The organism is Shewanella sp. 10N.286.45.A1 (assembly GCF_041470405.1).
Classification (GTDB): Bacteria; Pseudomonadota; Gammaproteobacteria; order Enterobacterales; family Shewanellaceae; genus Shewanella.
The window spans coordinates 1-13,037 of record NZ_JBFRMK010000206.1 but is presented as its reverse complement, the minus strand read 5'-3'; the positions used below and the strand labels follow the sequence as shown (position 1 = coordinate 13,037).

Here is a 13,037-nt window from a genome sequence, read left to right as displayed (position 1 = left end):
AAGGCTAAAGGCTAAAGGCAGAAAATCTAATGGGCTTTGCGGTTTCACTTTAAAATGTTGTTTATAAATAGATTAATCGCTTCGCTCTCAGATGGCAGGGATATTTCTACTTAATTTTTTAGTGATTTTTAGCTTGTTGCAGAACACGTTTTTTAGTTATCCCTAAAGTAATAGAATGGTTAATTTAAAGTGACAAAAAAGCCTCAACAGCGGATGCTGTTAAGGCTTAGATTTGTGGCGCTATAATTTACGCCAATAACACTTTGAGCAAGTGTTAGCAGCTCATCATTAAGGCTGTTGGCGTGTTGGCGCTAAAACAATCTCACGCACACAGACATTTTGTGGCTGTTTAAAAGCAAATACTGCTGCGTCAGCGACTGCTGTAGGCTCGATAACACCGCCCATGAACTCTTTCCATTCATTGTAGCCAGCTTTAATTTCTTCATCAGTTGTGTGGCTCAAAAGGGCTGTTTCTACAGCACCTGGAGCAATGGTAACCATACGAACATCATCCATAGCCACTTCTTCACGGATATTTTCAGTCAATGCGTGAACAGCAAACTTAGTGGCGCAATATGCGGCGTGGTTAGGGAATGTTTTACGTCCAGCAATTGAGCTAACGTTGATAATCGTGCCTGTTTTACGTGCTTTCATATCAGCAAGCACAGCATGAATGCCGTTAAGTACGCCCATCACATTGATGTTAAGCATCTGGCTCCATTCGGCAGGATCTTGTACATCAGCTGCGCCAAGTAACATTACGCCAGCATTATTGATTAAGCCGCCAACAGGACCAAACTTCTCTTCAGCCGCTGCGATAGCTGTTTTCATTGCTGTAGCATCAGTCACATCAACGCTAACACACATAGCGTTTTCAAGTTTCAGTGCTTGCATTGGCTCAACGCGACGAGCTAGAAGAAGTAGTGGATGACCTTTAGCGCTAAATGCTTGTGCCATTGCAGCGCCAATACCTGAAGATGCGCCAGTAATTACGATAAGTTGTTTCATATAAACCTCAGTAAAGATGTATTACTCAACTCATGCAGCTGAATTGACTGTATTGAGTCGGCAATGTTAGTTAGTCATGTCGAATTGGGTGTAGTCTAACGCCAGGCTTATTGTTGATATATAATGTATAGCGAACATCATTGTTTACATATAGCTCCTAATGTAAGCTTGCCACTCTGTTTTCAGCCGAGCCGAGCCGATGAAATGTACAAAGACTTAAATCTAGCAGATGTTAGAGCATTTACAGTGATTGCCGAACAGGGCAGTTTTACCTTGGCGGCTGAAAAGCTTGGCTGTTCACGTTCGCACCTATCTAAGCAGTTGACTCAGTTAGAGACTTATCTCGGGGTGACCTTGATTACGCGCACGACAAGGGCGCAAAGGTTAACGGATCAAGGCGAGTTTTTTTATGAGCGCTGCCAGCATGCTCTCGATGTGATGGAGCAAGCCGTTGCAAAAACAGTAGATAATGCGCAAAACCTACAGGGTAATATCAATATTAACTGTGTTGGCGGCTATATTGGCGAGGAGATTGTCACCCGCATAGTGAATGACTTTATTAGTGCTCATCCCAATATCAGCATTAACCTAGACTTTAGCAGCCAACGTGTTGACCTAGTGTTAGATCATTTTGATTTAGTGTTTCGCATGGGGGAGTTAGAGGACTCTGGCCTAGTGGCTCGTAAACTCATGGACATCACTAACTGCACCTTAGCAGCGCCGGCATATCTTGAGCAAAGAGGCATCCCTGCTCATCCGAAAGCATTACATGAGCATAGTTGTATTATCGGCTCGATTAACCACTGGAGCTTTCAGCATAAAGCTGATGCGCAGCAAAAATCAGAGGTAGCGATCACCGGCAAGTTTCGCTGTAAAAATGGACGAGTGATGAAAAGTAGCGCATTAGCGGGACACGGGATTGTGCGCTTGCCTGAGCTGTATTGTATTGATGAGTTACAAAAAGGCGAGCTGGTTCATGTGTTTGACCAGTGGCTTATCCCAGCTACACCTTTGTATCTGTTATACAGTAAAGATAAGTTTCAACCAGCGCGATTAAGAGAGTTTATTACTTTTACTACTCAACATTTTCAGGACTATGTTTGAGTGTTGTTGCAGATAGCCTCACGTGTCGCTTCGACCACGGCAGAGGCGGAGATCATCAAATTTCGTTTGATAAAGGTCATGGTGCTTCGCCCATTGCTGTAATCAAGAGTTGAGCCAAGGGGCAAAGCGGCTGGCGCCCGCTCTTGATTTCATCAGAGTCAATCTCTTAGCGCCCCGGCGAAATAAGCCTTAAGCTTGCTCAAGCAGCTCTTCGACTCCGGTGACACCAAAGTACTGCACTGAGTGTTTGATGGCGACTTTTTTGGCTATTAGGTCCCCGTCTTTATAGATCTTAACGACTTTCTTGCCACCTCTATCATTGGTACTGTATTCATATTCATCGTTAAGGCGAAGCTCGTCGAACTGAGATTTCATGATTAGATGCATAGTCACCTCCGTCGCTGACAATTAATACGGCTCAAATTAGTATTGTCCTACTTATTTAGACGCCTATTGGTGCACAAAAGTTTCACTTATGGTTGTTGCTTAAGTTTCAATATAGGCGATCTATTTTGCTTTTGTCATGGCTTTATCATTGATTTTTTTGATGTTAGATAACGGATACATTGATGGTGAGTTTAGAAAGTATGTGAGCCTGTAAGCTAGCCTTGCGGAACCATTAGGGGGCACTGAGTTGTGCCCCTATAGTGGAATATGATTTATAGCATGAGTTTAGATCATCAGTTACAGCGTTTTTATAATGCGATCTAAGCCTTTTTTCGATAATGCCACTGCTTCAAGTGGTGTCAGCCCATCTGGATACTCTTCTTGCTCGACGACAAACCACTGGGTGCCACCAACAGCAATGTTGCTGTTGATCACCGCTGGCCAGTCAGTCATGTCTTCGCCAATAATTGCACGTTTTCCTGCTAAGGCTTCGGTGGCCACAAAGCTCTTTGGCAGCTTAGCTTTAAAGTGGGTTGTCTGAGTACGGTTTGGGTAACGGTTGATATAGAGCACCGGGCTTTTTTCGGCGTAAGCGACCCAACCGACATCCATTTGCATCACAAAGTCATCAGCAGTGTTACGCGCTATTTGATCCCAAAAAGTATGTTGTTGGTAGGCTTCAAACTCTTCATCATGGTTGTGGTAACCAAAGCGTAATCCTTCAGCTTTTAGTTGCTCGTTTAGCTTATTAAGATCGCTGACCAGTTCATTGATTTTATCTGGATCATTAGCGCGCTCATCCCAAGGCACAATCACACTATCAACTCCTAAGGTTTTGTAAAATGCCACTGACTGAGCGAAGTTATCTGCATCAAAATGCTTAAAACGTACGTGAGCGCCACTGGCTTGCAGGCCAACGCTGGCTAAGTACTCTTTCAGCCCTTGTGGGTCGTCAGCGTAAGGGCCGAAGTCTCCGGCAAATTCAACACCGCTAAAGCCCATGGCGGCAATGCGGGTTATGGTTTGCTTAAAGTCAGCTTTAAGATCATCTTTAACAGAGTAAAGCTGCACGCTAATTTGCGGTAAGTTAGTGGCTGCTTCAACCTTGGCGGCAGAGGCGCTTGGTACTGGTTTGGCTGCTGTCACGGTTACAGTCTCCTGCGGCGTTGAGTCGGTACAAGCAATCACCATAAGCGAAAGTGCAATAAGGCTGATATTAGAGAGTCTATTCATTATAAAATCCATGCTTTTAATTGTATTAAAGTCGGCTTATTTAAAACTAATTAGCTTAAAGTCTTTTCTGTTGTAGCTCTTTGGCGGCGTAATCAACAGCTCTTGCGGTAAGCGCCATAAATGTCAGGCTGGGGTTCTGCACTGCCGATGAGCAGAAACTTGAACCATCAGTGACAAAAAGGTTGGGTACGTCGTGGCTTTGGTTATAACCATTTAAATATGAGGTTTTTGGATCGCGCCCCATTCTTGCGGTGCCAACTTCATGGATTGCCAGTCCTGGCGCTTCGTTGGTCACTTCAGTGTTGATATTGGTTAAGCCTGCCGCCGTAAGCATTATCTCTACTTGATTGGCTGCATCATGCATCATGGCTCGTTCATTCTCAGAGAACTGACAATTGATATTGAGCTGAGGGATGCCCCATTTATCTTTTAAGTTTGTGTGCAGGCTAACGTGGTTTTCATAGCGTGGCAGCATCTCCCCTTGGGCCCATAAACCAAACTTCCATTTACCTGGGCGCCTTAGTTTGTTTTTAAAATCCACGCCAATACCATCACTACGCTGCATACTTTTCCAGTCTTCTCGGTAAGCACGCCCAGAGAGTGCGTAGCCCCGCAGGAAACTGCGTTTGTTATCTGGCTTATAGTTAAAATTGGGCATGTAAACACCGGTAGGACGGCGACCGGAATAGAACTCATCATCAAACCCGGCCAAGTCGCCAGTGCCGCCAGCATTGTAATTATGATCCATTAAATAGTGACCGAGTACTCCTGAGCTATTACCAATACCGTTAGGGAAACGCTTAGAGGTGGAGTTGAGCAAGATCTGAGTTGAGCCTAACGTTGAAGCACAGACAAATACCACTTTAGCGAAGTACTCTCGCTGGCTAAGGTCATCGTTATCAATGACTCTGACCCCTTTCACTCGATTACTGCTTTCGTCATAAATCAGGCTGTGAACTACGCTATTGGCAGCGATATGCAAGTTGTTAGTTGCTGCAGCTGCGGGCAGGGTTGAGCTTTGTGTTGAGAAGTATGCACCAAAAGAACAACCCGCTTGGCACTCGTTACGTGCCTTACACTGCATCCGCCCTTGAGACACCTGCAGCTCGGTTGGCTCGGTTAAATGAGCGGCGCGGCCAATAATCATTGGGCGTTCTGGGTAGAGCGCTGCAAACTGCTTTTGTAGTGCTTTTTCGGGAGCATTGAGCTCGAATGGCGGCAAAAACTCGCTATCTGGCAGGTTGGGTAGATTTTCTTTACTACCACTAATACCAGCGTGACGTTCTACATGGGAGTACCAATCAGCAATATCTGCATAGCGAATAGGCCAGTCATTACCGTGACCATCAGCTTTATTGGCGATAAAATCATAAGGTCCCCAACGATAAGATTGTCGATGCCAAAGTAGCGATTTACCGCCTAATTGGTTAGCTCTAATCCAGCTAAATTGAGTGCCTTTAGCTGTGGTGTAAGGCAGGTCTTTATCGTTACCAAAAAAGTGCTTGGTGGCATCTTTAAAGGCATAGCACTGCTTTTGGATTTTATGTTGCTCGTTCACAAGCAAGTTGTCGACGCGAGTGCGTAATGGTTGCTGCCATGGCGGAATATTCTCGCCAATATAATCTTTCCGGTGCTCGACAATACGGCCACGTTCTATCATTAAGGTTTTAAAGCCGCGTTCGGTAAACTCTTTAGCAGCCCAACCACCAGAGATCCCAGAGCCTATCACGATAGCATCAAAGACAGTGTCGCTGTTCTTAATATAATATTCGTCTTTTTTGTTGTTCATCTTGTCTATCTCGCTGTGCTTTTTCTTAACAGAATATGGCGGCAAACATATCTAGTAAAACAAGCCTTGAGAGCCCCAGTTACTGTCATCTTCACCTAATGCCACAGTGCCCTTATACCCGTTGGGAATAGGGTCAAAACGCAGCTCTTTCGTCGCGCCAATCTCAGAGGTGTAATAACCAAAACAGATTAAGCTTTTTAGAAATTTAAAGTCGTTAGTCTGTGATTTATTAAAGGGAGATTGCCCGGTGTCGATGGCATTAAGTAAATGAACTTGCTGCATGTCGCTCAACGCCGTAAACATCAGTTGATGTTGATTTTTTGCTGCACTGTTGAGGTTATTAAGCGTAGCAATGACTCGCTGCTGTTCTCGCGCTTCATAGCAATGGGTTAACTGGTTATCGATAAAACCATGACAGTCGACATCTGCTGCACTTGGTGTGTTGGTGCGCGGTAATATTTGGCGGCACACTTGCGCTAATTGCTCAAGTTGCAAAGCTGTTAGGAGCTGGCCTTTTCCCTGAATACCGCCGGGCACTATTTCGTAAGCCTGTGCCACCGATAAACCATTGCCAAAGATAAACTGACCCGCGGCAAAGCTGCCAACGAGGGCGCTGAGGCCTTTTAGAAAGCGGCGTCGTTGCAGTTGTTCGTTCGAGTCTGTTTCATTATGCGGCATAGTCTTCACCATGATTGGTTTGCGGCTCACTTTTTGCTGGGAGTGCTGATTTTGCGTTTTGCTTTCTCATATAAATAAGCAACAAACTAAATGCGATGACTAATAACACTGGAAATATGGATAAACTTGCTAATACTGATTGCCCAGCAGCAAGCTCGGGGTTACTGCTTAACTGTGATGCATTTTCTCTCGCGGTATCTATCCAGCTGCCGATGATGGGGTTCCAAATGCTAACGCCGAACATACCAATGCCACCCATAACCGCCAAGCCGAGTGCACCGGTTTGCGGCATTTTTTCAGCGACAAAACCTAGCATAGTAGGCCAAAAGTAAGTCACACCCAGGGCGAACAGTATCGCTGCTACGTATACGTAGCCGCCAGTTGCCCAGCTCATGCTGTAAATGCCTAAGCTTGCCACTATTGCCGACCCTAGCAGCAATCCAACAGGGTTGAGGGTGGTAACTAGGAATGCAGAAAAGTATCGCCCTAGCGCCATAATGCCAGTAATGAGCGCCATGATTAGCATAGGCGAAGCACCGGAGGCGCCGAGTATTCTCTCTATCCATTGCTGAGTACCAAGCTCTGTGGTTGCTGTGAGCGTCATGCATATTGCCATGAAGATAAATAGTGGTGAAATTAGCGCTGCAACATTACGGCGAGTAGACTCTTGCTGGTCGAGGACCGGCGGGAATGGCTGTCTAAAAGTGAGCACGCCGTAAACCAGCGTTGGCACCAGCATAATCGCTATTTGTGTTTGCCAGCCAAAGCCAAGCTGAGTTAACAGCTGTGATGCAAGTGCGCCTATCACTATCCCGCCTGGAAACCACACATGGAAGCGGTTAAGCATGATGGTTTTCTTATTAGGGTAAGCGGCAGCGATAAGTGGGTTACAGCCCGCTTCGACTGCACCATTGGCAAAACCTATAAAGAAAGTGGAGATCAGTAAACCATAAAAGCCCTCAGCAGAGAGAGTGAGTAGCAGCCCTAATAAGTGACAAGAGAAGGCAATGATAAGCAGTTTTTTGGCTCCGAGTGAGTTGTAGACCAATCCGCCAAATAGCGTTGCTACTGGGAAGCCTAAAAACGCCATAGCATTCACCCAACCAAGTTGGTTGTCACTGAGGGCGAACTCGCTGCTGAGCTGAGTTAAAATGCCAGCCCTAATTGCAAATGTCATCGCGGTAACAGTCAGTGCGATACAGCAGATCCTAAATAGCATCGAGGATTGCCTGTGGGTATTCATCATTGCTCATGTCCTTATGGTTAAAGCCCAAGTAGCTTTTGATTAAATGTGAGATTGGTTTCAACCGCGGCAAAGTCGTCAAACTGTTTGTCGGTTGGCCTTATTAGTTGCTGCTCGATATATTTAGCACCTTCACTGGCACCCTCTTCAGGGTGTTTCAAGCAGCACTCCCACTCGAGCACTGCCCAGCCTTGGTAGCCATATTGGGTGAGCTTGCTAAAGATGGCTTTAAAGTCGATTTGACCATCACCCAACGAGCGGAATCGTCCGGGGCGCTCCTGCCATGATTGATAGCCACCATATACTCCAGAGCGTCCATTGGGGTTGAACTCAGCATCCTTGACGTGGAATGCTTTGATGCGTTCATGGTAGATATCGATAAAAGCCAGATAGTCTAGCTGCTGTAGTACAAAGTGACTCGGGTCGTACAAAATATTGGCGCGTGGATGAAAGTCTACTTCGGCCAGAAAGCGCTCGAAGCTGGCGCCATCATGCAGGTCTTCACCTGGGTGCAGCTCAAAACAGACATCGACACCCGCGGTATCAAATGCATCTAAAATCGGTCGCCAACGTGCGGCTAGCTCTTTAAAACCAAGCTCAACTAATCCTGAAGGTCGCTGCGGCCACGGGTAAATGGTTTGCCACAGCAGGGCGCCAGAGAAAGTTGCATGTGCTTTAAGGCCTAGGCGCTGGCTGGCAATGGCGGCATGCTTTAGTTGAGAAATCGCCCATTGGGTTCGCTCTGCTGGGTTATCTCTATATTGCGGCGGTGCAAAGCTGTCAAACATAGCGTCGTATGCTGGATGGACTGCTACGAGTTGGCCTTGCAGATGGGTCGACAGTTCGGTGATAGCAAGACCGTGGCTAGCCACAATTTGAGTGATGCTGTCGCAATAATGTTGACTGCTGGCCGCTTGCTCGAGATCAAACAGCTTAGGGTCGGTAGGCAGCTGGATGCCCTTAAAGCCTTTATCCGCAGCCCACTGACATAACGAGTCTAGTGAGTTGTAAGGGGCGTTATCAGCCATAAATTGTGCCAGAAAAATCGCAGGGCCTTTAATCTGCTGCATTAGCACTGCACTCCAAGCTCAGTGTTTGCTAGCTTGTGCCATTTAGCTTCCCCTTGGCTGGCAGACACAACACCTTCAATAAAGGCCATTCCCGTTATAGCGGCATCAATGCCAGGGAGATCAAGACTAAAAGCGCTTTCAGGAAGATTGTCGAGTCTGGCATTTAATTTCGCGGCAAACTGCTTATAAATATTGGCAAAGGCTTCAATATAACCTTCTGGATGGCCCGCTGGAGTGCGGGTACATGCAGCTGCAAGCGGACTGATCGCGCCGACACCGGTGCGGATCACTGAGGTGGCGTCGGGACGTTTTATGATAAGGCTGTTTGGCTCCATTTGTGACCATTCAAGACTGGCTTTATCACCGTAAATTCGCAGTGTAAGGCGGTTCTCTTCACCTATCGCTATTTGACTGCTAAGCAACACACCATGAGCACCGGAGTTAAAGTTAAGCATGATACTGGCATCATCATCGAGAACGCGGCCCTCGACATTGCTGCTTAAGTTTGCGCATACCTGCTCAATAGACAAACCACTGACATACTCAGCAAGATTGGCGGCGTGCACGCCGATATCACCAACGCAGCAGCTTATACCTGATTGCTGTGGATCTAAGCGCCAAGCAGCCTGTTTACTGTCTTCGTCATCTTGAGACGATAACCAGCCTTGGGAGTATTCCACCAATACTTTGCGAATGGTACCAAGCTCGCCACTGGCGATGCGGTGTTTAGCTTCCTTAACCATAGGGTAGCCGTTGTAGGTATGGGTCAAGCCATAAAGCAGATCACTACTTAGTAGTTGTTGTTTTAATGCGACTGCTTGAGCAAGGTTTATGGTTGCGGGTTTATCGCTAATGACATGGAAGCCATACTCCAATGCCATTTTGGCTACAGGGTAATGCAAGTGGTTTGGAGTGACGATTACCACGACATCCATGCGAACACTTTCATCGAGTTTGGACTCTTCAATAAACATCTGCTCATAACTGGCGTAGCAACGTTCATGTGCTAGATAGAGATTTTTACCAGAGACTAACGATTTAAATGGGTCGGCACTGAAGGCGCCACAAACTAGCTCAAACTGTCCATCAAGCTGAGCGGCCATTCTGTGGATCTCTCCAATAAAGGCCCCTTGGCCTCCGCCGACCATTCCCATTCTAATTTTGCGCATGTTTAAATTTAACCTTACTGCAGTGATTAACTTATGTTATCTAAGTGTTACTAATAGGGTTATTATGATTTCGGTTTATTATATGACAAAATCGGCGTGGTATATTTTATACCTTTTGTAAGTCTTTGTTCAGTTACTATAAAATATTGGAATAAGTGGAGATGCTTGTGCATCAGCGGAATAAGTGGCCAAACGAGTTAAATCAAATACTTTTACTAAGGCAGCTGGTGGAAGCCTTCGATCTCATGCCCGATATACTGTTTTGGGTGAAGGATTCAGATAGCCGGTTTATCTACGCTAATCAGTATTTTCTTGAGCATGTAGGTGTGCAGACACTGGCGCAGATCTATCACTGTAATGATTTTGATTTTTCTGAGCCGCATATTGCCCGGCAATTTATTAACGATGATCAAAAGGTAATGCGAGGTAATCGGGTTAACGATCGATTGGAGATGAATTGTCTTAAAGGGCAGGAGGTTGCGTGGTTTATTACTTCTAAACGGCCAATTATAAATGATACAGGTGAGGTGGTTGGTTCCTATGGTATCTCACGACATTTGCAGAAAACCTCTCTGACCCTAAGCAGCATGGATGCCCTGAAAGTTCCGGTCGCATTTATTAAAGAGAACTATATGCAACCGATTACTTTAACTGAGCTAGCACAGACAGCACATCTTTCTATTAGCGCCCTAGAGCGACGATTTACTAAGCATTTAGGGCAAACACCGAAACAGTTTATCAATGAGGTGAGGCTAGAAAGCGCGCGTCGATTGCTGATTGAGACTAATGAAAGTATTGCGAATATTGCCCAAGAAACAGGCTTTAATGACCATAGCTATTTTAGTCGCCAGTTTCAGCGCCTATTCGGCAAGAGTCCATCGCAGTTTAGGCGAGAGCATTGTACTCATTAGCCTGTTCAATAAATGGGTAAACGGCTTAGAACTTAGCGTTAGGTGACGCTAAAAAAGCAAGTCAGAGTATGAGTTTTAAGGTTCTGATATATCGTAGTTATATGCGTTTTATCGTCACTTTTCTTCATCATTCTGCAAGCCTATTAAACCACATTGACCTGAGTTAATATTGGCTGGTAATAAAAATGTGTCTTTAACGTTAAAATTTATCCCTTAGTTGTTATTTTTGGCTTAGAATAACTCTAATAAGAAAAAACAATTTAAGACCTTTTTTCGATTTGGGCCGTATTGGTGTTAAAGCGTTAAGGAAATAAAAAGGGCGGAATGGATGAAACTACGTAAATTAGCGCTACTGTGTACCTTGATCCCCAGTTTTTTTGCCTACTCAGGCCAAGAATATTATGAAGCACGTAGTGATGCTATGGGCGGTGCAGGTGTTGCGGCATCGAACCATGAAGGCGCTGCATTCGTAAACCCCGCTCTACTTGGAATAAATGTCCATAAAGATAACTCTGCTGTATTGCTTATGCCTGTTTTAGGTGTTGATATGGCAGATAGCGACAACATGATCGACAAGTTCGATTCGCTTATTGATTCCTATGACGGACTGGCTGCATCGATTGATGCTGGAAATAGTGCCGATATCGATGTTTACCGAGATGAATTGATTCTGGACTTAGAGTCTCTAAAGGGAACATCGGCATATGCCAGTGCTGGTCTTGGGTTTAGCGTCGCCATTCCTCATCAAAGAATGCCGATAGCCATCTTTTATAAGAGTTATGTAAATGCTGTAGGGGCTGCCAATATTGCTCAAGCAGATATTGATGCACTTGCGGCTCTCGATCCGGTTAATCCACCCAAAGTGACAGATCTGCTTTCTGAAGGGCAAGTGATCGGTGGTGCGGTTTCAGATTTAGGTGTTGCATTAAGCTTTCCACTATCTATCGTTAATATGCCGATTTCTGTCGGTATCTCGCCAAAGTTCCAACGCATCGATACCTATAATTACATTGCTAATGCCAACAACTTCTCGGCCAGTGACTTTGATGACGTTGAATATCGTAATGATGAAACTAATTTCAATGTCGATGTTGGTTTCGCTATTGAGCCCATTAACGGCTTAGTATTTGGTTTATCGGGGCGTAACCTTATCAGCCAAGATGTGGAAACGAACGAAGTTGAAGGTAACAAGTTTACTTACAGAGTGGAGCCATTAGTCACAGCTGGTGTTGCATATGGCTGGAGAAGACTAACCGTCACTACTGACGTCGACTTGGTTGAGAATAAGAAGTTTAAAGAGCTGGATGGGACTCAGTATTGGCGCGTAGGCGGTGAGGTCAGAGCATTCGATTGGATGTCGCTACGACTGGGTTACCGTCATGATATGAAAGACTCTACTGCTAACATTTACTCTATTGGTTCTGGTTTTACCATTGGTGAATCTTTCTTCTTAGACTTTACTGGTATGTTTGGCAATGATGAAGCATTAGGTGGGGTATTGCAGACCTCTTATCATTTCTAAAATTGAGGCCGTTATCGGTAATGAGCCTATTTTGACAAACAAAGTCGTTTGCTCATTAACTTAACTCAATAATAGACTTAATCGTCAAAATCACAGCACTTAAACTACACAAGACCAGAGTGAAAGCTCTGGTTTTTTGTTTATCAACTTTGCCTACCAGTCTCCCTGCCACTACATAGCCGAGTATAACTGACGGCAGTAACATCAAAGAAACCCATAAATGTTCAAGCTTTAATAATCCAGCGAACCCTAGAATAGTTAAGGCGATCATCGAACTGAAAATAAAGAATGCTGATAGTGCCGCTCTAAATTGAGCAGCATCTTTACCCGCAAGTAATATCGCCAGTGGCGGTCCACCAATGGCGGCTATATTGCCAAATACACCGGACAAGATCCCTGCCATAAACAATGTAAAACGATTAACAGGCAGACTAAACTTGAGCAGGCTTAAGCCAACCGCCAAGGCGACAATAAAGGCTATAGCAAGCCCGAGAACCGCTTGGGGTGCGGTTAGAATAAGCATTGCACCTAAGATCCCACCAGGAATACGCCCGAGTAACGCATATTGCAGTCCATTGAACTCAAGTTGTCCCCTTTCTCTAAACAGCGTTAATGCAGCGATTGAAAAACCCATCAAAATCACTGGGGCTGGCACAAGAGAGGGCTCGACAATGTAAAGTAGTGGGCTGGCGACCACGGCTAAGCCAAAGCCAATTAAGCTTTGAGTTAATGCACCACAAAATATGATCAGTGAAGCGAGGAGCAGTGTGCTTGGATCTAACATCTATTTAGCCCTGTAATGGCTTTAAAACTCACTCAACGAGGCGCAGAGCGAGTAGGAGTGCAATCTTCAGTTAAGGCAACTCGTGTAGACTAGATTGCAATGACAACCTTGTGAATTAAGGTATACCCGTTCTACTTGA

General features: G+C 45.3%; 12 protein-coding genes. 3 read left to right on the top strand and 9 right to left on the bottom strand.

All coding sequences use genetic code 11. The features are described 5' to 3' along the window. Positions 1 to 288: 288 nt before the first annotated feature. Complete coding sequence (locus tag AB4238_RS15275) at positions 289 to 1,008, bottom strand: SDR family oxidoreductase (protein ID WP_372034197.1); 720 nt, start codon at positions 1,006 to 1,008, stop codon at positions 289 to 291. Positions 1,009 to 1,212: 204 nt separating this feature from the next. Here AB4238_RS15275 and AB4238_RS15270 point away from each other — a divergent pair, with 204 nt between their 5' ends. Next, positions 1,213 to 2,112 carry a LysR family transcriptional regulator gene (locus AB4238_RS15270; protein WP_372034196.1) on the top strand — a complete coding sequence of 300 codons (900 nt, stop codon included), beginning with the start codon at positions 1,213 to 1,215 and terminating at the stop codon, positions 2,110 to 2,112. Between the two features lie 189 nt (positions 2,113 to 2,301). On the opposite strand, the gene AB4238_RS15265 is transcribed toward AB4238_RS15270, so the two are convergent. The 7 genes from AB4238_RS15265 to AB4238_RS15235 all read right to left on the bottom strand — a co-directional run bounded on the left by AB4238_RS15265 (position 2,302) and on the right by AB4238_RS15235 (position 9,681). Continuing rightward, entirely contained in the window at positions 2,302 to 2,499 is a 198-nt protein-coding gene (locus AB4238_RS15265) for a hypothetical protein (RefSeq protein WP_372034195.1), read from the bottom strand. Between the two features lie 297 nt (positions 2,500 to 2,796). Further along, entirely contained in the window at positions 2,797 to 3,732 is a 936-nt protein-coding gene (locus tag AB4238_RS15260; protein WP_372034194.1) for a sugar phosphate isomerase/epimerase family protein, read from the bottom strand. Between the two features lie 55 nt (positions 3,733 to 3,787). Continuing rightward, positions 3,788 to 5,521: a GMC oxidoreductase gene (locus AB4238_RS15255; RefSeq protein WP_372034193.1), complete on the bottom strand. Its 1,734-nt coding sequence runs from the start codon at positions 5,519 to 5,521 to the stop codon at positions 3,788 to 3,790. 51 nt (positions 5,522 to 5,572) lie between these two features. Then, positions 5,573 to 6,199, bottom strand: coding sequence for a gluconate 2-dehydrogenase subunit 3 family protein (locus AB4238_RS15250; RefSeq protein WP_372034192.1), 627 nt, complete (start codon positions 6,197 to 6,199; stop codon positions 5,573 to 5,575). After that, positions 6,189 to 7,442, bottom strand: a complete 1,254-nt coding sequence (locus AB4238_RS15245; RefSeq protein WP_372034217.1) for a sugar MFS transporter — start codon at positions 7,440 to 7,442, stop codon at positions 6,189 to 6,191. Before AB4238_RS15245 ends, AB4238_RS15250 begins: the two co-directional genes overlap by 11 nt. A gap of 20 nt (positions 7,443 to 7,462) precedes the next feature. Beyond that, positions 7,463 to 8,512, bottom strand: coding sequence for a sugar phosphate isomerase/epimerase family protein (locus AB4238_RS15240; RefSeq protein WP_372034191.1), 1,050 nt, complete (start codon positions 8,510 to 8,512; stop codon positions 7,463 to 7,465). Beyond that, entirely contained in the window at positions 8,512 to 9,681 is a 1,170-nt protein-coding gene (locus AB4238_RS15235; RefSeq protein ID WP_372034190.1) for a Gfo/Idh/MocA family protein, read from the bottom strand. Before AB4238_RS15235 ends, AB4238_RS15240 begins: the two co-directional genes overlap by 1 nt. Before the next feature lie 167 nt (positions 9,682 to 9,848). On the opposite strand from AB4238_RS15235, the gene AB4238_RS15230 reads away from it, so the two are divergent. Together AB4238_RS15230 and AB4238_RS15225 are read left to right on the top strand one after the other, a co-directional pair. Beyond that, entirely contained in the window at positions 9,849 to 10,592 is a 744-nt protein-coding gene (locus AB4238_RS15230) for a helix-turn-helix domain-containing protein (RefSeq protein ID WP_372034189.1), read from the top strand. A gap of 328 nt (positions 10,593 to 10,920) precedes the next feature. Beyond that, a complete protein-coding gene (locus tag AB4238_RS15225; RefSeq protein WP_372034188.1) occupies positions 10,921 to 12,114 on the top strand; it encodes a conjugal transfer protein TraF in 1,194 nt (397 codons plus the stop codon). 55 nt (positions 12,115 to 12,169) lie between these two features. On the opposite strand, the gene AB4238_RS15220 is transcribed toward AB4238_RS15225, so the two are convergent. Then, positions 12,170 to 12,898, bottom strand: a complete 729-nt coding sequence (locus AB4238_RS15220) for a sulfite exporter TauE/SafE family protein (protein WP_372034187.1) — start codon at positions 12,896 to 12,898, stop codon at positions 12,170 to 12,172. Positions 12,899 to 13,037: the final 139 nt, after the last annotated feature.